At 65.8% G+C, this 22075-nt stretch carries 20 protein-coding genes; 11 read left to right on the top strand and 9 right to left on the bottom strand.

Annotated features, from left to right (window positions below; genetic code table 11):
* Window positions 1-11: 11 nt before the first annotated feature.
* The 5 genes from KPL76_RS06665 to KPL76_RS06645 all read left to right on the top strand — a co-directional run bounded on the left by KPL76_RS06665 (window position 12) and on the right by KPL76_RS06645 (window position 6013).
* Complete coding sequence (locus tag KPL76_RS06665) at window positions 12-542, top strand: GtrA family protein (protein WP_253202209.1); 531 nt, start codon at window positions 12-14, stop codon at window positions 540-542.
* Window positions 539-1381 carry a glycosyltransferase family A protein gene (locus KPL76_RS06660; RefSeq protein ID WP_216335668.1) on the top strand — a complete coding sequence of 281 codons (843 nt, stop codon included), beginning with the start codon at window positions 539-541 and terminating at the stop codon, window positions 1379-1381. The genes KPL76_RS06665 and KPL76_RS06660 overlap by 4 nt, the downstream gene beginning before the upstream one ends.
* A gap of 115 nt (window positions 1382-1496) precedes the next feature.
* On the top strand, window positions 1497-3827 hold the full coding sequence (locus KPL76_RS06655) for a hypothetical protein (protein ID WP_216335667.1): 2331 nt from the start codon (window positions 1497-1499) through the stop codon (window positions 3825-3827).
* Between the two features lie 37 nt (window positions 3828-3864).
* The gene (locus tag KPL76_RS06650) at window positions 3865-5001 is read left to right on the top strand and encodes a glycosyltransferase (RefSeq protein ID WP_253202208.1); all 1137 of its coding nucleotides are present in this window, start codon (window positions 3865-3867) and stop codon (window positions 4999-5001) included.
* Window positions 5002-5014: 13 nt separating this feature from the next.
* Window positions 5015-6013 (top strand): NAD(P)-dependent oxidoreductase, encoded by a 999-nt coding sequence (locus tag KPL76_RS06645; protein ID WP_216335665.1) that lies wholly within the window; start codon window positions 5015-5017, stop codon window positions 6011-6013.
* 13 nt (window positions 6014-6026) lie between these two features.
* Here KPL76_RS06645 and KPL76_RS06640 read toward each other — a convergent pair whose 3' ends face one another.
* Window positions 6027-7922 carry a hypothetical protein gene (locus tag KPL76_RS06640; RefSeq protein ID WP_216335664.1) on the bottom strand — a complete coding sequence of 632 codons (1896 nt, stop codon included), beginning with the start codon at window positions 7920-7922 and terminating at the stop codon, window positions 6027-6029.
* A gap of 152 nt (window positions 7923-8074) precedes the next feature.
* Here KPL76_RS06640 and KPL76_RS06635 point away from each other — a divergent pair, with 152 nt between their 5' ends.
* Together KPL76_RS06635 and KPL76_RS06630 are read left to right on the top strand one after the other, a co-directional pair.
* A complete protein-coding gene (locus KPL76_RS06635; protein ID WP_216335663.1) occupies window positions 8075-8797 on the top strand; it encodes a glycosyltransferase family 2 protein in 723 nt (240 codons plus the stop codon).
* 213 nt (window positions 8798-9010) lie between these two features.
* Window positions 9011-10150, top strand: a complete 1140-nt coding sequence (locus KPL76_RS06630) for a glycosyltransferase family 1 protein (protein WP_216335662.1) — start codon at window positions 9011-9013, stop codon at window positions 10148-10150.
* 4 nt (window positions 10151-10154) lie between these two features.
* Here KPL76_RS06630 and purE read toward each other — a convergent pair whose 3' ends face one another.
* On the bottom strand, window positions 10155-10673 hold the full coding sequence (purE, locus tag KPL76_RS06625) for a 5-(carboxyamino)imidazole ribonucleotide mutase (protein ID WP_216335661.1): 519 nt from the start codon (window positions 10671-10673) through the stop codon (window positions 10155-10157).
* 100 nt (window positions 10674-10773) lie between these two features.
* Entirely contained in the window at window positions 10774-11922 is a 1149-nt protein-coding gene (locus KPL76_RS06620; protein WP_216335660.1) for a 5-(carboxyamino)imidazole ribonucleotide synthase, read from the bottom strand.
* 151 nt (window positions 11923-12073) lie between these two features.
* Here KPL76_RS06620 and KPL76_RS06615 point away from each other — a divergent pair, with 151 nt between their 5' ends.
* Window positions 12074-12595: a GtrA family protein gene (locus KPL76_RS06615; protein ID WP_239518326.1), complete on the top strand. Its 522-nt coding sequence runs from the start codon at window positions 12074-12076 to the stop codon at window positions 12593-12595.
* Window positions 12596-12600: 5 nt separating this feature from the next.
* Here the strand turns inward: KPL76_RS06615 and KPL76_RS06610 are convergent, their stop codons facing one another.
* Together KPL76_RS06610 and KPL76_RS06605 are read right to left on the bottom strand one after the other, a co-directional pair.
* Window positions 12601-13107: a PH domain-containing protein gene (locus tag KPL76_RS06610; protein ID WP_216335659.1), complete on the bottom strand. Its 507-nt coding sequence runs from the start codon at window positions 13105-13107 to the stop codon at window positions 12601-12603.
* A 6-nt stretch (window positions 13108-13113) separates the two neighbouring features.
* Window positions 13114-13938 (bottom strand): biotin--[acetyl-CoA-carboxylase] ligase, encoded by an 825-nt coding sequence (locus KPL76_RS06605; protein ID WP_216335658.1) that lies wholly within the window; start codon window positions 13936-13938, stop codon window positions 13114-13116.
* Between the two features lie 139 nt (window positions 13939-14077).
* On the opposite strand from KPL76_RS06605, the gene KPL76_RS06600 reads away from it, so the two are divergent.
* Complete coding sequence (locus KPL76_RS06600; protein WP_216336168.1) at window positions 14078-15649, top strand: acyl-CoA carboxylase subunit beta; 1572 nt, start codon at window positions 14078-14080, stop codon at window positions 15647-15649.
* Between the two features lie 113 nt (window positions 15650-15762).
* Window positions 15763-15999: an acyl-CoA carboxylase subunit epsilon gene (locus tag KPL76_RS06595; protein WP_216335657.1), complete on the top strand. Its 237-nt coding sequence runs from the start codon at window positions 15763-15765 to the stop codon at window positions 15997-15999.
* A 409-nt stretch (window positions 16000-16408) separates the two neighbouring features.
* Here KPL76_RS06595 and KPL76_RS06590 read toward each other — a convergent pair whose 3' ends face one another.
* The 4 genes from KPL76_RS06590 to KPL76_RS06575 all read right to left on the bottom strand — a co-directional run bounded on the left by KPL76_RS06590 (window position 16409) and on the right by KPL76_RS06575 (window position 21024).
* Entirely contained in the window at window positions 16409-17434 is a 1026-nt protein-coding gene (locus KPL76_RS06590; protein ID WP_216335656.1) for a hypothetical protein, read from the bottom strand.
* Window positions 17431-18633 carry a sensor histidine kinase gene (locus KPL76_RS06585; protein WP_216335655.1) on the bottom strand — a complete coding sequence of 401 codons (1203 nt, stop codon included), beginning with the start codon at window positions 18631-18633 and terminating at the stop codon, window positions 17431-17433. The genes KPL76_RS06590 and KPL76_RS06585 overlap by 4 nt, the downstream gene beginning before the upstream one ends.
* Window positions 18634-18718: 85 nt before the next feature.
* Window positions 18719-19390, bottom strand: a complete 672-nt coding sequence (locus KPL76_RS06580; protein WP_253202207.1) for a response regulator transcription factor — start codon at window positions 19388-19390, stop codon at window positions 18719-18721.
* A gap of 80 nt (window positions 19391-19470) precedes the next feature.
* Window positions 19471-21024, bottom strand: a complete 1554-nt coding sequence (locus KPL76_RS06575) for a class I SAM-dependent RNA methyltransferase (RefSeq protein WP_253202206.1) — start codon at window positions 21022-21024, stop codon at window positions 19471-19473.
* A 168-nt stretch (window positions 21025-21192) separates the two neighbouring features.
* Here KPL76_RS06575 and KPL76_RS06570 point away from each other — a divergent pair, with 168 nt between their 5' ends.
* A complete protein-coding gene (locus tag KPL76_RS06570) occupies window positions 21193-21849 on the top strand; it encodes a nucleoside triphosphate pyrophosphatase (RefSeq protein ID WP_216335654.1) in 657 nt (218 codons plus the stop codon).
* Window positions 21850-22075 lie beyond the last annotated feature (226 nt).

Genomic DNA, 22075 nt, shown 5'->3' with positions numbered 1-22075 from the left:
ACGGCGAGCCTGTGAGCGACGCCAGCCCCCGCAGCCAGGCGCCGGCTCCCCCCGCTGGAATGGAGGGAAGCCCTGGCCTGATGCTCCGCATCGTGAAGGACTACCGGGTCGCCTTCCTGATCGTGGGTTCTGCGAACACGGTCATCGGGTTCGCCTGGTTCGCTCTCTTCCAGGCGACGATCGGGCAGCTGTGGGGCTACATGGCCACGCTCCTGTTCGCCCACGTCGCGAGCGTGCTGTGCGCCTTTGTTCTCTACCGGCGCTTCGTGTTCCGGGTTCGGGGCCATGTCTGGCGCGACCTCGCCCGGTTCGAGTCCGTCTACCTCGTGGCGCTCGGCATCAACGCCATCCTGCTTCCCCTGCTCGTCGAATTCGCCCACCTCATCCCCATCGTGGCGCAGGCACTGATCGTGTTCGTCACGACGCTGGTGAGCTTCTTCGGCCACCGCAACTTCTCCTTCCGCAGAAAACCGACCCCGTCCACCGAATCACCGGCCGAGCCGGGCACCGGCACGACCCCCGAGCAAGCGAGCACCGAATGAGCCCCAGAGTTTCTGTCGTCGTACCGGCGTACAACAATGCCGACTACATCGCGCTGACGATCGAGTCGATCCTCGCGCAGACCTTTGAAGACTTCGAGCTGATCATCGCCGACCACTCGTCGACCGACAACACCAAAGAGGTCATCGCCAGGTACTCCTCCGACCCGCGTATCACGATGCTCGACACGCCCTCGGGTGGGGGCGCCCTTCGGAACTGGAACCGCGTCACCGAGGCCGCGACCGGCGAGTACATCAAGCTCGTCTGCGGCGACGATCTGCTCTACCCCGACAGCCTCCTCACCCAGGTCGCAGCCATCGAGAGCGACCCCGCCGTCACCCTTGTGGCATCGACACGAGACATTGTGGATGCCCGGGGCACCGTTGTGGTGGCCAGACGCGGCCTCGCCGGCCTTCGCGGTACCGTTCGAGGTGCCGTCGCCGTCCGGCGCACAGTCGTCGTGGGCAGCAACATCTTCGGCGAACCGGCCTGTGTGCTGATCCGCCGCTCGACCCTGAAGAAAGTGGGGCTGTGGGACTCCCAATTCCCCTACCTCATCGACGAGACCACCTATGCGCGAGTCCTTCTCGAAGGTGACTTTCTGGCTGTTCCCGAACCGCTGGCCGCCTTCCGCATCAGCGACTCGCAGTGGAGCGTGCGGCTCGTCAGGGAGCAGTCGGCGCAGGCGTCGGCGTTCCATCGCTGGCTGAGGGCCGAGCATCCGGCCGTCATCTCGGCCCTCGACCTGCGTGTGGGCAACGCACGGGCCTGGCTGATGTCGCATGTGCGCCGGTTCGCCTATCTCTGGCTACGCAGGAGAATGAACACGATCGACGAGTGAGGGGTCTCCCAGCTCCGGTCTGCGCGGCGCCGGTATGCTACCCCAGTTGACCGGTGAGGCTGCGATGGCCGGGGCCACGTGGCCCACACCCTGGTTCGTAGAAGGATGAACGTACGTGACGAAGAACACCATAGTGCGCCCGGCAGGAGCCGCCGGCGGCGGCCGAGCTCGTCTGTCACGCATCGCGCGTTCAGAACTGCCCTGGTACGCGCTCACTGCCGGGCTGAGCGCACTGCTGACGTACTTCGCGCTCGGACTCAGCACTGCACGGCTCTCGGTTCCCTGGTACTACACCGGGGATGCCATCGCCTCGGCCGACCACTTCAAGACGACCCTGGAGCAGGGCTGGTACGAGCACAACCCTGACCTCGGGGCACCGGCGGGCCAGAACTACAACGACTTCCCGGTCGCAGACAACCTGCACATGATCGCCGCGAAGGTGCTCGGGCTCTTCGACGGGCGCTGGCCCGTCGTGGTCAACATGTACTTCTTTCTCGGTTTCATCTTCGCCGCGCTGGCGGCCTACTGGTTCTTTCGCGTCTGCCGCATCTGGCGCCCGCTCTCGGTCGCGCTCGGGATTCTCTTCGCGCTGGCGCCGTACCATTTCGTGCGTGGTGAAGGCCACCTGTTCCTCGCTTCGTACTACTGCATTCCGCTGGGCCTGGGTCTTCTGGTCTGGCTCATGCGCGGCGAGGCCATCTGGACGGCGAGGCCGTCCCGGTACCGCTGGTGGGGCATCCTGACAGGTCGCGGTGCATTCGCGGTCGTCGCCCTGGCGCTGCTGGCGACGTCGGCAACGTACTACGGCGTCTTCTTCATCATTCTCCTGGTCTTCGCCGCCGTGTTCGTGCTGGTTCGTGACCGCAACTGGCGCCGCTTCTTGGGGGCCGCGGGCCTGGGCCTGGTGACCGTTCTGGTGATGGCCATCAACTCGGCTCCCGACGTCATCTTCGGCTGGACCAACGGTCAGAATCCCGGCGGGTTCTTTCGTCAGGCCGATGAGACCGAGATCTATTCGCTGAAACTCTCGCAGTTGATCCTGCCGTGGAACGGAAGCAGAATACCGCTCTTCCATACCATCCGAACGTACTACGACCAGACCTTCCCACTGCCGAGCGAAGAGCCTGCACTCGGCCTGGTCGGTGCACTGGGCCTGATCATCAGCTTCCTGGTCATCGCCTACGCTGTTGTCGCCTGGCGGCGCACAGCGAAGCTCAGCACCCAGCCCCAGACCCGTGCCCAGAAGGAGGTGAACGGTCACCTCGAGACCATCGGGTTCGTCTCCGTGCTCACTCTGGTGTGCTTCCTCTTCGCGACAATGGGGGGGCTCTCGACCCTCATCTCCTTCTTCACCTCTGCACTTCGCGGGTGGAACAGAATGTCCATCGAGATGGCGGCGCTCTGCCTGGTGGCCTTCGGCCTCGCCCTGCAGCTCGCCATCACCTGGGTGCTGGCGCGCGTCAATGCCTCGAAGGTCATCGCGGGGGTCACCATCGGGGTGGTGTCGCTTGGAGTCCTCGGTGTGGGGTACATCGACCAGACACCGTCATCGTCAGGGCAGGACGCCTCACACGCTGCCGTCATCGCCACGTACGACTCCGACAAGGCGTTCTTCGCCGGTCTCGAAGCCCAGTTGCCCGCCGAGTCGATGGTGCTCCAGCTGCCGTACATCCCCTTCCCCGAGGCCGTTTCAGCGAACGGCATCCAAGCCAGCGACGAGCTGATTCCCTTCATGCAGACGACGCAGCTGCGGTGGAGTGCCGGGGGAATCAAGGGCCGACCCCAATCGAACTGGCCCTACCCGGTTTCGCAGCTTCCCACCGCCGATCTGGTGAAGCTGGCTGCTGCGTCGAACATGGCCGGCATCCTGGTGGACACCTGGGCCTTCGACGACCACGGCGCAGCCCAGATCGCCGCCCTCACGGCAACATTGGCCCAGACGCCTTCACAGAGCCAGGACGGCCACTGGGTCTTCTTCTCCCTCGCCCAGACCCGCGCCGATCTCCTCACTCGATACAGCGCAAGCGAATTGGATGCTGTGGGCAGGGTTGTGACCGATCCGGTCACGCTGAGCATGCTCCCCGATTTCAAGCCCACCTCCTCGGATGACCAGACAGAAGGCGGGTCGAAGAAGGCGGTCGCACCCCGGTTCACCCTTCTGAACGATCGCTCCGACACGGCGCAGATCGAGCTGACATTCACCCTGAAGGCGCCCAACAATCCAGCTGAGACCGCAACCGTCTCCTTCGCCGACGGTACGACGGAATCCGTCACCTTCGACGTTGATGGAGCGACGACAGTCACGCACGCGATGAGTCTGCCGCCAGGAAGCTCGACCGTGCAGATCGCGGTGGCAGGGGCCACGGCGACCAAACCACCCGAACTGCAGATCTCACATCTGACGATCCAGGAGAAGGCGGTCTCCGCGTTCCTCGGGAACGGCTGAGCAGATGTCAGGGTCAACGGTGATAAAGTCAGTCACCGTGCCAGACGACATCGGAGTGCCGACAGACAAACCGCACGAGATCTCTGTCGTGATCCCGGTCTACCAGGGTGAGAAGACACTCGGGGACCTCATGCGTGAGATCCTGCCGCTCACCGAAGTGCAGCACAGTGCGGCGAACTATCCCTTCGTCGTGCGGGAGACGCTTCTCGTCTTCGACAACGGCCCCGATGATTCGGCGAGAGTGATCAGGGAGCTGGTCGAGCAGTACTCCTGGGTGCGGGCAGTGTGGCTGAGTAAGAACTCCGGCCAGCATGCAGCGACCCTGGCGGGGATGGCCTCGGCCGGAAGCGAGTGGATCGTCACCCTCGACGAAGACGGGCAGCACGACCCGGCCGAGATGGGTTCCCTCCTCGATGCAGCCCTCGACGAGCAGGCCACAGTCGTCTACGCGAAACCACTCAACCCACCCCCTCACGGCCTCCTGCGGAACACCGCTTCGAAGGGGGCCAAATGGCTTCTCACGAAGCTCGTCGGCGGCAAGGCGGGCAACTACCAGAGCTATCGCCTTGTTCTCGGCAGCGTCGGTCGCAGCGTGGCGGCGTATTCGGGTTCGGGGGTCTATCTCGACGTCGCCCTGAGCTGGATCGCCGGCCATGTGGCAACCGCTCCGGTCACGCTCCGCCAGGAAGGCGACCGTCCCTCCGGTTATTCCGTCAGGCGGCTGTTCGGCCACTTCTGGCGAATGGTCCTGACCAGCGGTACGCGCGCACTCCGGATCGTGAGCTTCATCGGCATTCTCTTCGCCGTGGTCGGTATCTTCGTCGCGCTCTATATTCTCGCTGCCAGGCTCACCACGTCAGCGGTGCCTGACGGCTGGGCATCCACGATCGTCGTGGTGCTTCTGGGCACGGGGGCAATCCTGTTCTCCCTCGGGGTGATCGCCGAGTACATCGGCATCAATGTGAACATGGCAATGGGCAAACCTCCCTACCTGATAACGACCGACCCGGCGTTCGGCCCCCTCGGTCGGGCCCACCGGCGCAATGCACTGGCTCACGAACCGGCACCGTCACCGAACGTGACGATCGCGTCGCCGACGGCCGCTGTGGTGACCGAGGACCCGCACGTACTCGACCCGGACTCCGTTCCCTCCCGCACCGAGCCGACAGCATGAAGCTACTGGCACCATGACCCGCTTCGTGTGGGTGGTGGGCTCCGGCGGCCTCCTCGGTTCGGCGCTGCTGCGCTCGATTCATACCCGTCGGGGGTGGCGCCTGCTCGACCCCAAGCCGATGGTCTGGGGCGATGCACCTGCCGTCAGCCGAACAAGCTCCGCGCAACTGGACGCTCTCTTCGATGCCGTCACTCTCGACGATTCCGCGGCCGATGAATGGGCCGTAGTGTGGGTGGCAGGGTCAGGTGTGATCGGAACCTCGCGCGCGCAACTCGACGCAGAACTGCGACAGTTCCGCGACGTCATGAAACTGGTCGAGAGCAGGGCGACGACGGCCGGCGTGACCGGGAGGGGCTCGGTCTTTCTCGCCTCATCGGCCGGCGGAGTGTACGGCGGATCCAGGAATCCTCCCTACACCGAGGCAACGGCCCCCGTCGCTCTCGCACCGTATGGCGAAACAAAGCTCCAGATGGAGGCTGTACTCGACGAACTCCACACCCGCTCAGGCATCTCCGTCGTGAAGGGCAGGATCGCCAACATCTACGGCCCCGGCCAGAAGCTGACGAAGATGCAGGGCCTCATCTCCACCCTGGCAAAAGCACAGTTCTCTCCCACCCCGGCTTCGATCTTCGTGCCACTGGACACTGTGCGCGACTACCTCTATGTCGATGACTGCGCCCACCTGGTCTGCGACGTGGTCGACCGGCTCGGCACTGCCTCTTCAGCCGGGCGACCCCAGAACGTCACCAAGATCATCGCGTCTGGCGATGCCGTCACCATCGGCGCGCTTGTCGGTCACTTCCAGGCGCTCTCGCGCCGCAAGCCGCACATCATGCTCGGGAGTTCTCCGACGATCTCGATGCAGGCCCTTGACCTTCGTCTGCGTTCCATTGTCTGGCCTGAACTGGATGACCGGCCGCTGACTCCGCTCCCGGCCGGGATCCATGCCACCATGCTCGACATCATGGCGGGCATCCAGTCACCGCAGCCACCCGCGGCGACGGTCGGCTGACACCGCGGTCTCGTCAGGGCGCGCTCCGCTGGAAGAGCAGGTATCGCTGCTGCGGGTCGGTGCTGGTGATCGTCGGTGATGACGGGTCGGCACCGGCGGCCGAGACCCACTCCTTCCACCCGTCTGGGTTGCCCTGGTATGCGTAGGTGTCGACCATGACAGCGCACGCACCGGATTCGGCGACCGCCGTGCCGAACTGCGCCGGTGTGGTCACCGAGGCCCAGAAGTCGGCGTCCTTCGTGCCTTGGACTGCACCGTAGCTCCACCGCAGGTCATCGCTCGTTGCGTAGACGTAGGGCAGCATCTCGTCGTAGTCACCCATCGCGCCGATGGGGCCCGTCTCGGGGAAGCCCTTCAGTGGCAGCATGGCAACCCCGCAACCATCGGGAAGCAGGCGTTCCGCCGAGGCGGTGAACGACTCAAGGGAGGAGTCGGAGACGGCTTGCAACGGGAGGGTGAAGTTGATGAGCCTGGTCTGGTCGACGAGCGCCACTGCGCCCACCGCCACGAGGACGACCGCGAGGATCCACCTCCTGCGTGCCAGGGAGTCGACGAAGATGGCCAGCACTCCCAACGCGAGCATGCTCACGACGATCGACATGCGGGACCAGGAGCGAATCTCGCCACTGACGAAGAATGCCAGCGTCGTGCCGAGTCCCGAGACCATGAAGAACATCAGTGCCGTCACGAAGGCTACGACGAGGACACCCACACGCTCGTCCAGGAGAAAGGACGCGAGCCTGCCTCCGGGGGCAGCGTTCCCTGTGGGGCCAGAAGGGCGCCACACGATACGAACCAACAACACGAGCATGGTCAACACGATGGCGGCGATCGCCACGATTGCGGTGGCGGCACTCTCTGACGAGGGAAGCAAGGGGGAGGATTCCCGATACGACTTGCCGAGCTGCGCGAACAGCCCGATCCCGCTCTGCGACGAGGGAAGGATCAGGTCCATCCACTTGCCGCCGTAGAGTTCCGAGTCCGCGAAGGTCCGGGCTCCGAAGTATTTCGCGTACCGGTCACCGAAGTCCTGTGCGAGAAAGGCGAGCTGCAGAGCGATGAAGACGAAGAGGATGCCCGTGGTGACCGTGGGCCAGACGAGACTCCGCCAGCCACGCCCCTGCACCAGGGCAGTGATGGCACACACACCCCAGACCGACCCCACGATGAGTGCGGCGAAGACGAAGTAGTACGACTGCGTCCAGGCGACGGCTGCCCCCAGAACGACGATGGGAACCAGGCGGCGCGTGAGGCGATGCCGACGATCGGGCGCGCGCGCGATCCATGCTGCGAAGGGATTTGTGCGCTCGCCCGCGGCCATCAGCACCACAATGCCCGCCAGCGGCAGAGCCCAGTAGTTCGAGAGGAAGGGGTGCCCCATCGCCAGCTGCAGGAAGTGATAGGGAACGATCGCAAAGATCACGCCGAACACCACGGCGACGGGCCTGCGCACCCTCAGTGCCCTGAAGAAGAGGTACGAAGTGACACCGACAGCGAAGAAGCTCGAAACGTTGTAGACGTTCAGAGCCCAGATGCCGTTCGGCACCACAGGGCCGATCACCCAGACGAAGAGAGCGGACCAGATGTCGAAGAGCGGCGCGAAGAACAGATTCTGGGCGAGCGGAAAACCCAGATGAGTGTTCGGCAGAAACGGAAAGGCATCACGCGCGGCCGAGAAGATTCCGTAGTGCAACACCTGGTCGGAACCACCGGTGCCCCACCGCTCGGCGAGTTCCCGGGGACCGATGCGCAGCGCGAACATTCCGAGGACGAGAGACACCACGCCCGAAACGATCGAGAGAAGGATTTCCATCCCCACGAATCGCCGCATGCCTGCGCCGGCCACGGGGGTGCGCGAGGCCTCCTGCGCCGCTCTCGGGCCGGTCGAGCTGATACGTGTGCGGACCATCTGGTCTTCCACTGTACCTTCGCGGCAGTGCCGGTTCTGCAGCACGACGAGGCGGAATGCTAGTCTGAACGAGTTTTGTGCCCATCACCGCCCCTTGCCACACAACCCGTCGAATGCCGACCCACAGCACAGTCTGTGCTGAAAGGTAACCCGTGAAGCTCTCCGTACTCATGCCCGTCTACAACGAGCAGGCCACCCTGCAGAAGGTCCTTGGCAAGGTTCTGGCCATCGCCTGGCAACCAGAGATCGACGTCGAATTCGTCATCGTCAATGACGGCAGCCACGACGACACCCGTTCTATTCTCGACGCGGTTTCAGATTCGCGTGTCACGGTCTTTCACCAGCCCACCAACCAGGGCAAGGGCGCGGCCATCCGAAAGGCCGCACAACTCGCTACGGGCGACTACGTCATCATCTGCGATGCCGACGAGGAATATCGGCCCAGCGAGATTCCCGGACTGGTGCAGCCTGTTCTCGACGGCGAAGCGCTCGTCGTCTACGGCACGCGAACCTTCAGCAGCCACACCTCGTTCTCGTACTGGTACGTCATCGGCAATCGTGGGGTCAACCTCTTCACGAACATCCTGTTCAATGCCTACGTCTCCGATGTGGAGACGTGCTACAAGCTCATGCCGACGTCTCTGTACCGCTCCTTGCGCATCACCTCCAACGGTTTCGGCATGGAGGCGGAGATCACCGGAAAGCTCCTCGCTCGCGGCTACCGCCCCTACGAGATCCCCATCTCCTACAAAGCCCGCACACGCGCAGAAGGCAAGAAGATCACCGCCTGGGACGGGGTTGAGGCTCTGTGGATCCTGCTGAAGATCCGCGTCAAAGAGGGTTCGCGTCGCCAACCGCCCGTCACGACAGCGTGATCTGAACGCTCGCCCTGATTCGGCCGGGCCGCCGGCCCTCAGGGAGCGGGCACCAGCGCCTGATATGGTCGTGCCCAAGCACGGAGGCATGTTCGACCCGTCGCTCTGCTCCCAGTCAGTACTGGGTTCAGAGTGATCCCGAGCGGGAACGGACTCGCGCGCAGCTGCAGAAGAAGCCGGGTACGCTGACGGCCATCGGGATTTTGGAGATACATGGCAACGCTTCGCGTGATCGTCGACCAGATGGTCGCACCGGTTCCGGGCGGCATCGGGCGGTACACAGAAGAGCTCACCGCCGCGCTCATCCAGACGGCACCACGGGACTGCTCCGTCGAAGGGATCGTGTCGGCACAACCGCATGAAAAGCTGGCCGAACTGAGGACACGCCTGCCAGGGCTAGCAGAGATCACGAAGACCACTCTCGGGCGCCGCGAACTCGCGGCGGCCTGGCAGCACGGGTTCTTCACGGCAGCCAGCGACGGCATGGTTCACGCCACATCTCTCATGGCCCCGCTGTCGAAGCACGACCAGTTGCACCAGCCGGGCGAGCAGATCGCCGTGACCATCCACGACGTTGTGCCGTGGACGCACCCCGAGACCCTGACTCCCCACGGCGTGGCCTGGCACAAGGCGATGGCCAAGCGCGCCCGCAAGTACGCCGACGCGATCGTGGTTCCGACCCATGCCGTAGCCGAAGAGCTTGCGCACTACGTCAACTTCGGCGAGCGAGTACGGGTCATCGGCGGGGCCGTGAGCTCGAAACTGGTCGTACCCGTCGACGCGGATGCCCGGGCGGAGGCCCTCGGCCTGCCCTCGTCGTACGTGCTCGCTGTCGGCACCCTCGAACCGCGCAAAGGTCTCGCGTCACTCATCCAGGCGCTCGCCCGGCCGGAGGCGCCCGAGCTTCCGCTGGTGATCGCTGGGCCGAAGGGCTGGGGCGACCTCGACGTGGAGTCGGTCGCGGCTGCTGCAGGACTTGCTGCCGATCGCGTCCACGTGCTCGGGTTCGTCAGCGACGAAGACCTCGCGCTCGTCATCTCACGGGCTGACGTGTTCGTCTACCCGAGTATGGCCGAAGGGTTCGGGTTGCCCGTCATCGAGGCCCTGCACTTCGGTACCCCGGTCATCCACACCGACGTGCCCGCATTGATGGAGGTCGCCGACGACGCGAGCATCGTCGTCGCGCGGGAAGACGCCGAAGGACTGCCGGAACGTCTCGCCCACGCGATGACCCAGCTGGTGACGCACCCCGAGCTCGCCGCACGGCTGCGGATCGCCGGCTTCGACCGCGCACGGGGATTCAGCTGGCGCGACTCGGCCGAGAAGGTCTGGCAACTGCACGCCGACCTGTAACTCTCTACAGCTTGAGCTGCAGCGCCTCGTTCTTGTGCTCGACCGATGCGGTGAGTTGCTCGCGATAGACGGCCAGCTTGTCGGCGAGGGCTGCGTCTGAGATCGCGAGCATCGCGACAGCCAGCAGAGCGGCATTGGTCGCGCCGCCGATCGACACCGTCGCCACAGGGATGCCCGACGGCATCTGCACGATGGAGAGCAGGGAGTCGAGGCCGTCGAGTCGGGCAAGGGGCACGGGCACACCGACCACCGGCAGAGTCGTGACGGCTGCCACCATGCCGGGCAGGTGGGCCGCGCCTCCGGCACCGGCGATGATGACCTTGAGGCCCCGCTCGCGGGCTGTTCTGCCGTACCGGATCATCTTCTCGGGAGTGCGGTGCGCCGAGACCACCTCGACCTCGTGGGCGACACCGAAGTCGACGAGAACGTTGACGGCATCGCTCATCACAGAGAAATCAGAGTCGCTGCCCATGACGACACCGATCAGAGGGACGACGCCGGCGAGGGGTGTTTCGGTGCTCATGACATCATCGTAACGACCGAACGCACCCGCTGGACGAGTGAGCCCATGGGCCGGGCTCCCTCACGGGTGCCCGCGTTTCGATATACCGCTGCGCGGTTCCTCAACCAGCGAGGTCAGCACCCAGGAGTGCGGCGACAGAGCGTGCCTCGAAAGCGGCTTCGTCGAGCTCGTCGCCGGTTGCCGTGACGTGACCGATCTTTCGGCCGGGCCGCGGCTCTTTGCCGTAGTTGTGGACTTTGACGTTCGGCTGGTCTGCCAGGGCCTTCGGGTAGGCATCGGTGAGGTCGCCGGCGGCGGGGCCGCCGAGTACGTTCACCATGACCGTCCACGGGGACCTGGTTGCGGTGTCGCCGAGGGGCAGGTCGAGAACGGCGCGCAGGTGCTGTTCGAACTGGCTGGTCACGCTGCCCTCGATGCTCCAGTGACCGCTGTTGTGGGGTCGCATCGCGAGTTCGTTGACCAGCAGCCGGTCATCCGTCGTCTCGAAGAGTTCAACGGCGAGTACGCCGGTCACATCGAGGCTCTCGGCGATGGTGACGGCGATCGACCCGGCCAGGTCGACGAGGCGACTGGTCGTGCCGGGCGCGGGTGCGAACACCTCGCTGCAGACTCCGTGCCGCTGTACGGTCTCGACGACGGGCCAGAGCCGGGTCTCGCCCGAAGGGCGCCGGGCCACGAGCTGGGCGAGCTCCCTGCGAAAGTCGACGAGCTCCTCCACCAGCAGCGAGCCACCGCGACCGTCTTCGTCGAGAATGCGGAACCAGGCTGTCGACTCGCCGACATCGCGGATGAGGCGCACACCCTTGCCGTCGTAGCCGCCGCGGGCGGTCTTCAGAACCGCCTGGCCGTCGTGGTCATCGAGAAAGGCGGCAAGTTCGTCTTCAGAGCGCACTTCTGCCCAGTCGGGCACGGGAACACCGAGCTCAGAGAGCCGGCGACGCATCGCGAGTTTGTCCTGTGCGAACCGCAGGGCGTCTGGCCCGGGGTGCACCGGGTGCCCTGCGGAGACCAGTTCCCTGAGAATTTCTTCAGGCACATGCTCATGGTCGAACGTGATCACATCGACTGTTTTCGCGAACTCCAGCACGGTGGCCAGATCGCGGTAGTCGCCGACCGCTGTGGCGGCCAATTGGGCGGGCGAACCCTCTGCTTCGGCGAGAACACGCAGATCGATGCCCAGGTTCACCGCCGCCGGAACCATCATCCTGGCCAGCTGGCCACCACCAATTACTCCTACGCGCAAGCTCACCTCCCTACTTTACCCGGGAGCGCGCCCTCGCGTCAGGGGTACCCCGGTTCCCAGAAATCCCGAGGTCGGTACCCTATAGTCGACAGAACAGTTGTCATGAGCGAAGCATCGACCATCGTGTCTGCAGGGGCTTCGAGAAAGCACTTTCACTTTGAAGACGATCAAACGCCTTACACAGCGCCTCTGGGACGGGTTCCTGACGTACGCCCTGAAGTTCGGCGTGGTCGGCCTGCTCGGCATGGTGCTCGACGTGGGTATCTTCAATCTGCTCCTTCTCGGCGTCTTCGGAACCGACCATTTCTTCGCCACTGCGATCGGCGCCAAGCTCGTCAGCACCTCGATCGCCATCGTCTTCAACTGGGTCGGCAACCGCTACTGGACGTTCCGGGAGAACCGCCGCAAGAACGTAGGCCTCGAACTCGTCGAATACGCCCTTGTCTCGGTCGGCGGCCTCGCCATCGCAGAGGGCTGCATCTGGTTCACGCACCACGTGCTCGGGCAGACGAGCCTGCTGGCCACGAACATCGCGGCGAACGTCGTCGGTCTGGCCCTCGGCACCGCCTTCCGCTTCGTGCTCTACCGCTACTGGGTCTACGGCACCCATCGCAGCGACGGTCTGCACAACATCCAGGCCGCTGCCCTAGCCGTCGAGCGCGAAGAGTCGCTGGTCTGAGCTCCTCAGCCTGCGGTGGGCATGCGAACGAAGCCGTCGTCGCCGAGGTCAGTGAGTGCGCGAACGATGAGGCCCGCATCCGGCACGTCTCTCAAGACGAGCGGATGCCCGGTTCCCGAGTGGATCGTCACGTCACCACTGCGAAACAACGCCTGCAACCCGCGTCGCCGCACGGTCACGTCGAAACCGCGCCGGAGCGACACCTCCTGCCGCTCGCGAACGAACACCCCGTGCACGGCGATGACCCTGCGGTTCGTCACGGTGTAGCGGCGCGCCAGCCACGCGATCGTCGGCAGTAACCCGAGCAGCACTGTGAGCGCAATCGCTGCGCCCAGCGCGGTGAGGTTCTGCCACTCTTCGGGCAACCGGCCGAGGTAGTAGCCGCTCGCTGCGGCCACGCCCATCAGAACCAGAACGGGCCAGAACAGGCGTCTTCCGTGCGAACGGTAGCGGGCGATCACGCGCTCGGGCGCCTCTGGCCCCCGAACCGTCGTGGTGATGTCGTTCGTCACAGGCCGTCAGTGCCTCAGGTGAGTGACATCGCCCGCTGAGACGACCAGCGGGTCTGTGATTGAAGCTGCGTCTGCGTCTGCGTGTGCGTCTGGCGCGACCACGAGCCGGCCCAGGGCATCGAGCCCGGTCGCAGTGCCCGTCACGACAGAGCCATCAGGAAGCTCGACTCGCACCGAGCGATTCACCGTGCCACACGCGGCGGTGACGGCCTGGGCGATGCCGCTTGCGACCGCATCTCCGCCATAACTCACGAACGCGCCGTACAACCCGGTCAGCTCGCGCAGATAGGCGGAGAGCACCCCGTCGACGGTGAATTCGCTGTCGGCGACCAACGACAGCGATGTCGCCGTTGTCACGGGCAGCTCATCGGCGGCGAAGAAGAGGTTCACACCCGCACCCACAACCACATCGCGTGTTCCGGGCACCAGCTCAGAGAGAATTCCCGAGATCTTCAATCCGTCGACCTGCACGTCGTTCGGCCACTTCACGGAGGTGAGCCGACCGGCATCCACGAACGGGCGGAGTGCCTCAGCCATCGCCACCCCGGCGAACAGTGGTATCCATCCATAGCTGTCGAACGGGAGCGCAGCAGCACCGGCACTCGGGCGCAGCAGGACGGAGATGGCCAGGGTGCGACCTGCCGGGGCAACCCACTCACGCCCGAGGCGCCCACGACCCGCCGTCTGGTTGTCGGTGACCACCACGGAGAGGTCGGGCCAGCTGCCCGCCTCAGCGCCAGAAGCCAGCTCGACGAGCGCGGAGTTGGTCGAAGGCGAAGCGGCAAGCCACTCGAGCCGTGGCACGGCAGATCGGCTGGCAGAGAGGTGCATACTTCGACGGTACCGCCTCTGTACCGCCAGAACCTCCGGCAACACCGCGAGTATTTGGAGGTTAACGTCAAAGGGTTGCGCAGGGGGTTGGCCGGTAGAGTGAACTCCCGTGAGCGAAGAAACGACGCCAGGCCCTGACATGTACACCACGGCCGGCAAACTGATCGACCTGAAGAACCGCTACCACGAAGCGGTCACCCAGAGCGGCGAAGCGGCGATCGCCAAGCAGCACGCAAAGGGCAAGAAGACCGCCCGCGAGCGCATCGAACAGCTGCTCGACCAGGGGTCGTTCGTGGAGCTCGATGAGTTCGTGCGGCACCGCACCCACGCGTTCGGCATGGAGAAGAACCGGCCATACGGTGACGCCGTCGTCACCGGTACCGGCACCATCCACGGCCGGCAGGTCGCCGTCTACGCCCAGGACTTCACGATCTTCGGCGGCTCGCTCGGCGAGGTCGCCGGCGAGAAGATCATCAAGGTGATGGATCTCGCGCTGAAGACCGGTGTCCCGATCATCGGCATGCTCGACTCGGGTGGTGCGCGCATCCAGGAGGGTGTCGTCGCCCTCGGCAAGTACGGCGAGATCTTTCGCCGCAACACGCAGGCCTCCGGCGTCATCCCGCAGATCTCGATCATCATGGGCCCGGCTGCCGGTGGCGCCGTCTACTCCCCCGCCCTCACCGACTTCGTGATCATGGTCGACAAGACCAGCCAGATGTTCGTCACCGGCCCCGACGTGATCAAGACCGTCACCGGCGAAGACGTCGGCATGGAGGAGCTCGGTGGCGCCCTGACGCACAACACGGTCTCGGGCGTCTCGCACTACCTCGCGAGCGATGAGGATGATGCACTCGACTACGTGCGCACGCTGCTCGGTTTTCTGCCCGACAACAACATGGCAGAACTGCCGGTCTACGAGAGCAAGCCAGAGCTCGAGATCACCGATGCCGACCGCAAGCTCAACACGATCATCCCCGACAGCCCGAACCAGCCGTACGACGTGCACACCATCATCGAGCACCTCGTCGACCACGGTGACTTTCTCGAGACGCAGCCGCTGTACGCGCCGAACATCGTGGTCGGGTTCGCCCGAATCGAGGGCCGGTCTGTGGGCATCGTGGCCAACCAGCCGAACGCCATGGCGGGAACGCTGAACATCGAGGCAGGCGAGAAGGCAGCCCGCTTCGTGCGGTTCTGTGACGCGTTCTCGATCCCGATCCTCACCCTGGTGGATGTTCCGGGGTACCTCCCCGGTACCGACCAGGAGTGGACGGGCGTGATCAGGCGCGGCGCGAAGCTGCTCTACGCCTACGCCGAAGCAACGGTGCCGTTGATCACCATCATCACGCGCAAGGCCTACGGCGGCGCATACATCGTTATGGGTTCGAAGCAGCTCGGCGCCGACCTCAATCTGGCGTGGCCCACCGCCGAGATCGCAGTGATGGGCGGGCAGGGTGCGGTGAACATCCTGTATCGCGGGGAGATCAAGCGTGCAGAGGCGGCCGGTGAAGACGTGGCTGCAGTGCGCACGAAACTCGCTAACGAGTACACCTACAACGTTGCGAGCCCGTTCCTGGCAGCAGAGCGCGGTGAACTCGACGGCGTGATCGAGCCGGCCGCGACTCGCGTGGCCATCGTGAAGGGCCTGCGCGCACTGCGCACCAAGCGGGCGTCGCTGCCTGCGAAGAAGCATGGCAACATTCCCCTCTAACGCCACTGTGCCGTTATGGGGAGGTGCCGCTATGCGGAGGTGCCGCTATACGGAGGTGCTGTGATGGGTAATGCTGTGACGGGGAAACGCTGTGACGCGAAGGGTGGAACACGATGAGTGAATCTGCTGGAGACGAGAGCGCACCCGCTGAGGGCGCGCCGGTGATCGTCCGGTCGAAGAACGTGAGTGCAGTCGAGCTGGCCGCAGTGTCGGCCGTCGTCAGGGGCATGCTCGAAGAAGAGGGCGATTCGTTGCGCGCCGAGAATGTTCGAGGCCAATCGGCCTGGCAGCGCAGCCAGCGTGACCTGCGCGGCCCCGTCACTCCGGGTTACGGGCGCTGGAACGGCTGACCCCGCCTCTGGCTGAGGGTTCGCGGCGAGGCGCCTGGCCTCTCACCCCTGGCCGGCACGGCTGGCATGAAAAAACTGGGGGCCGGCGCAAGCGCCAACCCCCAGCTGTTCTTTCGAGACAATTCGCTAACCCGAATAGCTCCTTGCCTCGCCCCCAAGCACTCGCTCACTTACCCTAGACAGCGAATGTTTGGCGGTGTAACTCAAAGAGAGACACCTAGCACTACCAATAATGCACCTTCCCCCGTACTGGGGGTAGTCGGCACTTTGGGGGACACAGCGGGGGACCTGGGTGTCCCCACTTCTGTGCCCGGCTTTCTCCCAAATCACGGGGCTCCACCTACGTCTAACCGACGAAGCATAGCTTCGTCGGCGCTGGCGTCGCGGTGAGCACCCACTGGGTGCTCACTTAAAGCTCCAGCGCGCGCGGGATCTCCGTCCACTGCGCGACCTCGTCACCGTCGCCCTCCGCTCCCAACGCCACGGCGCTCCCGTCGTCTCCGACCCGGAGTCCGACCACGGTGACCGCCGCAGCGCCGTCGTCGGCGCCGGTGCGTACGATCAACCTGTCGGCCTGCGAGCGGGAGATCTCGGTGGCGAGCTGGGACTGGATCCTGGTCCGGGTGGCGTCGGTCACATCATCCAGACCGCCGTCGTCGAGCAGCGAGACGTCGATGCCCCGGCGGCGGGCGGCGAACACCTCGGCCCGCACCTCTTCATTCAGCAGCAGCCGGCCGCGGATCTCGTCCCGGATCGCTCCTTCGACGTGCAGGCACTCGCGCTGGTCTTCTGCACTCAGTTCACCGCCGGTGTCGACGATCAGGTGAAGCATGGGGCCCGCGACACGGTTGATGTAGTCGAGACGGTGCCGGCCTTCGGTGAGCTGTGCCTCGTGCGTCGCGTGCCAGGCCGCCGCTTCAAGCTCCGCACGGGCATAGAAGCTCGTATCACGCGCAGCACGTGCCAGGGCTCTCGTCAACGCGTGGGCCACGGCCACCCAGATCGCACTACCCGTCACACCCGTCGTGATGAGGGCGAGCGGATTCGCCCAGATCACGACGATCACAGCGAGCGCCGCGATACCGAGCCAGGCGAAGGCCGCCTGCTGGCGAACCGTGGCGATCGTCAGCAGCGTGCCCACTGCGGCGACCGACCAGGTGGCATAACCGTTGGACTGCGAGCCGTCGAGCTGCGAGAGCACCAGGATCGAGATCACGATCGATCCGCCGAACACCAGGGCGCCCATCCAGTTGGGCATCTGAAGCGGGCTTGTCGGCCAGAGGCTCACCACCGTCAGCCCCGCGTAGATCACCATGGCGAGCAGCACCGGCCACGGCGAGTGGGCGGTGCCGATCGAATAGGTGGCGAGTACCAGGTGGTAGGCGGAGAAGAGGGCCGCCAGAACGATCGCGAAGGCCCGGGGCAGCGAGATCATGAGCGCTGGTAGTCCTTCCACTCGATGATGACGGATGCCCCGCGACCCGGCGCCGATTCGATGCTCACGCTGCCCCCGACGGCCTCGACGCGCTCTCGTATCGACACTCTGAGGCCCAGGCGCTCGGACGGCACGGCCGCGGTGTCGAACCCGATTCCGGAATCGCTCACCCGGATGGTGATCTCGTTTCGGGGGGCAACCTGCAGCGTGACCGACCTCGCAACCCGGTCAGGCTCAGCTGTGCCCGGCCCTGCGTGCTGCAGGCTGTTGATGAGAGCCTGGATCGCAGCGGAGAAGAGGGCGTCTGCCACGCGGCCGGGCACCCCCCGATCGTCGAGCTGACCGACAGTGAAGGTGATGCGCGGGCTCAACAGGATGATGGCTGCGGCCAGCCGGTCAGAGAACGCCCGTAGGCTCACCTCGGAATCGGGATCAAAGGCGATCGGGGCGTGCTGCAACGTCTGCAGCGAAGACTGTGCCATTCGAGCGGCCCGCTCACGCTCGGCGGGCGTGACGGCCTTCGCCGCGGCGATGAGGGTCGCGAGCACGGTGTCGTGCACGAGAGCGTCGACTTTCGCTCTTTCGAATTCGACCGCGTGGTGGCGGGCGGCCCGCGCGACCTGCTGGGTCGCGGTGAGCTGGGCGGCATCCACCCGGTCGGCCGCGACCCGCAACGTGGTGATGAGCATGATCATGAACGCACCGATGAGCAGAACGTAGAGGCCGTCGAGAATCGCCAGCTGGGGGGCGGCACCGCCGCCGGCGGGCAGTGTTCGGATGACCATGTACTCGGCCGTCACGAATGCCGCGAAGGTGATGGCCCACCTGGTGGGCCAGACCAGCGCAGTGAAGGCCATGCCGAGCGTGACGAGGTACCAGAGCCACGGCTGCGAGAAGTGCGCGGCTCCGAGGTTCTCGACGCTCAGCGGCACCAGGGCGAGGGCGACGAGGTAGACGAGAGCGAACGCGGTCATGAGCAGTGTGACCCCGCGATTGATCACAGAGGCGACGACCACGAGCAATAGCAGCGCAAAGAGGACGGACGGAACACTCACAGCCCAGACAGGGTAGAGAAAGCTCGCCGACTGCACCGCTGCGACAATCGACTGGGCAGCGAAAAGCAGCGCGAACAGCGCGGCCGCGCGCACCATGATGAGGTCGACGCTCGACCTGCTGATGGCGCCGCGGAGGCGGTTCACGGGTGTTTCGCCACCCGCACCATGCTCCGGGGCGCCCAACGACCCTGAACCCGGCAGTCCCGACTCCGACGGCTCTGGGACGTCGTCAGCGCGGTGAGGTGCTGACATCGTCGATCGCCAGGATTCCGTCTTCGACCGCACGCCGCAGCAGATCGACCTTGGTGGGTGCCGGGCGCCCGACTTCCACGTATTTCGCCCGCACACGGTCGAGATACTCTCTGGCGGTCGACGGGGCGATCCCGAGCTGGGCGGCCACTGCCTTCAACGGGAGCCCGGAGGCGTACAGGTGCAGAACATCCTGCTCGCGTCGGCCCAGCTGCGCCTTGGCGAACTCCTGGTCGGCATCGATCGCGCTCGCCCACTCGAGATTGTTCAGAACCTCGCCCGCCGCCACCGTGGCAATTGCAGCCATGACGATGCGGGTCGAACTGGCTTTGGGAATCACGCCGGCGGCCCCGGCGGCGAGAGCTTCGCGAATGCTCGAGGTGCGATCGGCGATGCTGTGGATCAGCACCGATGCGCCGGTCGCCCTGGCCCGCAGAACATTGTCGGTCACGCTCGAGCCATCCCCGAGGCTCAGATCCATGACCACCACGCCGACAGGCTCGCCTTCGATGAGGGGCAGCAGGGCATCCACTGTCGCAGCGACAGCGACCACCTCGTACCCTGCCTCGCGGCAGGCGGCACGGATGCCCAGCAGCACCGATTCGTGATCGTCGACGATGGCCACACGAACCGGCTCCGGCGCGTTCGTCACGGACACTCCCCTTCGTTCAGCACGCAGTACGGGCGTCATTTCATCGTAGAGCCAGTTCACGTGCCACGACGCTTCGAGTGTCACCCGCGCGTCAGCACCCCGATCGCCTCGACGTGGTGCGTGTGCGGGAAGAGGTCGAACGCGCGCAGGTTGTGCAACTCGTAGCCGCCCTCGCGGAACAGCGCCAGGTCGCGGGCGAAGGCGACGGGGTCGCAGGCCACGTAGGCGATCTGCGCCGGCGCGAGGTCGAGCAGCTGACCGACGACCTGCTTACCGGCCCCGGCGCGCGGGGGGTCGAGAACCACGGATGCCCGGGCGAGCGCCGCCCGCTCCGCTGCAGTGACACCCTTCACCCGGTCGGCGAGGTATCTGTCGACGCGGGCGGTGACCGCTGTGGCGCCGTCGATGTCGCGAAGGTTGAACTCCGCGTTTGCGGTGGCGCGCCAGTCGCTCTCGACGGATTCGATGCGGATCTCGGTGCCGAACCGGTCGGCCAGCGCGCCGGCCAGCAGGCCGACACCACCGTAGAGGTCGAGGTTGGCCGCGGCGGGGTCGAAGAGTTCGGGCAGGAGTTGATGCTGCAGCGCGGCCGAGAGCGTGCCGGCGGCACCGTGGTGCACCTGCCAGAAGCCGAGCTCCTCAAGACGGAACTCGCGCTCGCCCACGCGTTCGACGATCTGTTTGCCGGGTTTCGGGGGTGCCGGGGTGTACGAAGGAATCGAGGCGCGCGCCTGGGCCGAGCTGCTCTGCCCGCGGCTGCCGGTGGTGGTGCGGGGCGAGTTCTTGCCCGACGAGTAGTCGGAGGCATAGTCGGAGGCGTAGTCGGCACTGGAGCGCGCGTCTCCGCCGGATTTCGCCGAGCTGCCTGACCCGCGGCCGCCCGCGGCCCCGGCCCTGGCGCCACCTCTGGCGCCGCCCCTGCCTGCACCACGTCCCCCGTCGCTGCCACTGCCACGTGCACGGCCGGCCGTAGACGCGTCGGCCCGATCGCCCGCCTCTGGCCGGTGGAGCACCACCCGCGCCCCGCGCTTGCCGTCGGAGATGACGTCGATACGATCGGCCCCGAAGACCCGCTCGTCCAGCGGAGCGGCGTATTCCACGGGCTGGGTGGCCAGCGGCAGGTCGGGCACGGCAACGACTCTGTGGGAGCGGGCGGCGTACGGGCCGACGATGCCCTGATCATCCACGTGCAGGCTCACTCGTGTGCGCCAACCGAGGCCGTTCGCCGCGTCATCACCATCCACCGCTTCGACGATCACTTCGGCCGCCAATGGAGTGTCGAGCTTGGCGAACCGCTGCAGGGAATCAACCAGAACCTGCCGTTTGAGCTCGCGCTGCCAGGCAAGCTCGATGTGGCCGAATTCGGCGCCCCCTGCGCGTCGGTCGGGGTCGCGCTCGATCGACGCCGACTCCCAGACGTGGGGGCGTCGGTGCGGAGACGGCACGATCACGTCGACGGCCTCGGCGCGCCAGAACGACTTGTGGTCGGCGGCGGAGATGCGCGCAAGCACGGTCTCGCCGGGCAGCGAGTCGGCGACGAACACCACGCGGCCGTCGAGCCGCGCAACCGCGACCCCGCCGTGCGCCACGTTGGTGACCTCGAGTTCGACGTTCGTGCCCACCAGTTCGCTCATGGCTCCAGCTTCGCACACCGGCCGCGCCCCTCCAGAGACAGGTGTACCGACTTCTGCTGCTCAGGGGCCGTCGATGGAGCAGAACCTGGCACACCGAAGCTCGGCCCGGGGGTGGGGGGGTGGGGGGGGTGGGGGGTGGGGGGTGGGGGGCACGTAGGATTGCTCGTCATGCGGCTCTATCTTGCTTCGACCTCACCCGCCCGCCTGACCTTGCTGCGCCAGGCCGGCATCGAACCGGTCGTCGTACCGTCGAACGTCGACGAAGACGCTGCGGTCGCTGCCGTCGAAGCCGAATCCGGGCCGCTTTCGGCCGGCGCACTCGTCATTCTGCTCGCCCGTCTGAAGGCCGAAGCCGTGCAGGACGCCCTGCCAGAGGGCGAACCGATCGACGGATTCATTCTCGGCGGCGATTCGGCCTTCGAGTTCGACGGCGTGATCTACGGCAAGCCGCACCTCCCCCACGTCGCCCGCGAGCGCTGGCTGCGGCACCGCGGCCGAAGCGGCGTGCTGCACAGCGGTCACTGGATGATCGACCACCGCCTGCCGCAGGCCACCCCTGCTGCGGCGTTCCCCGCCGCCGGCGCCGTCACCTCGGCCACCGTCGAATTCGCCTCCGACATCACCGAGGCCGAGATCGACGCCTACGTTGCAACAGGCGAGCCGCTCACTGTGGCCGGCGCCTTCACGATCGACGGACTCGCGGCACCCTTCATCACCCACATCTCGGGGGCACCCTCCACGGTGATCGGCATGTCACTGCCCACGCTCCGCGACCTCCTCGCCGAGCTCGGCGTGAGCTGGACCGACTTCTGGGCGACCGCCTGACGCTCGCTGGGTGCGCGCAACCGGCCCTGAACTAGCGTTCTCAGGGACGTTTTGGCGCACTCCGTACCCCCTGGGCTCGGTTTCGCCCGGGTCGCCTGCGCTGGGTGCGCGCAACCGTCCCTGAAGTCGCGTTCTCAGGGACGTTTTGGCGCACCCCGTACCCCCTGGACTCGGTTTCGCCCGGGTCGCCTGCGCTGGCTGCGCGCAACCGTCCCTGAAGTCGCGT

The organism is Subtercola sp. PAMC28395, assembly GCF_018889995.1.
GTDB lineage: Bacteria > Actinomycetota > Actinomycetes > Actinomycetales > Microbacteriaceae > Subtercola.
The sequence above is the reverse complement of the archived record's forward strand: the minus strand, read 5'-3'. Positions and strand labels throughout refer to the sequence as shown.

What these genes read in the sequence shown, in the direction of transcription:
- KPL76_RS06630 (WP_216335662.1), top strand. Translation starts at nt 9,011, where the DNA reads ATGGCAACGCTTCGCGTGATCGTCGACCAGATGGTCGCACCGGTTCCG.
- KPL76_RS06590 (WP_216335656.1), bottom strand. Translation starts at nt 17,434, where the DNA reads ATGATCTCGCTGCCCCGGGCCTTCGCGATCGTTCTGGCGGCCCTCTTC.
- KPL76_RS06570 (WP_216335654.1), top strand. Translation starts at nt 21,193, where the DNA reads ATGCGGCTCTATCTTGCTTCGACCTCACCCGCCCGCCTGACCTTGCTG.
- KPL76_RS06575 (WP_253202206.1), bottom strand. Translation starts at nt 21,024, where the DNA reads ATGAGCGAACTGGTGGGCACGAACGTCGAACTCGAGGTCACCAACGTG.
- KPL76_RS06600 (WP_216336168.1), top strand. Translation starts at nt 14,078, where the DNA reads ATGTACACCACGGCCGGCAAACTGATCGACCTGAAGAACCGCTACCAC.
- KPL76_RS06645 (WP_216335665.1), top strand. Translation starts at nt 5,015, where the DNA reads ATGACCCGCTTCGTGTGGGTGGTGGGCTCCGGCGGCCTCCTCGGTTCG.
- KPL76_RS06640 (WP_216335664.1), bottom strand. Translation starts at nt 7,922, where the DNA reads ATGGTCCGCACACGTATCAGCTCGACCGGCCCGAGAGCGGCGCAGGAG.
- KPL76_RS06660 (WP_216335668.1), top strand. Translation starts at nt 539, where the DNA reads ATGAGCCCCAGAGTTTCTGTCGTCGTACCGGCGTACAACAATGCCGAC.
- purE (WP_216335661.1), bottom strand. Translation starts at nt 10,673, where the DNA reads ATGAGCACCGAAACACCCCTCGCCGGCGTCGTCCCTCTGATCGGTGTC.
- KPL76_RS06605 (WP_216335658.1), bottom strand. Translation starts at nt 13,938, where the DNA reads ATGCACCTCTCTGCCAGCCGATCTGCCGTGCCACGGCTCGAGTGGCTT.
- KPL76_RS06595 (WP_216335657.1), top strand. Translation starts at nt 15,763, where the DNA reads ATGAGTGAATCTGCTGGAGACGAGAGCGCACCCGCTGAGGGCGCGCCG.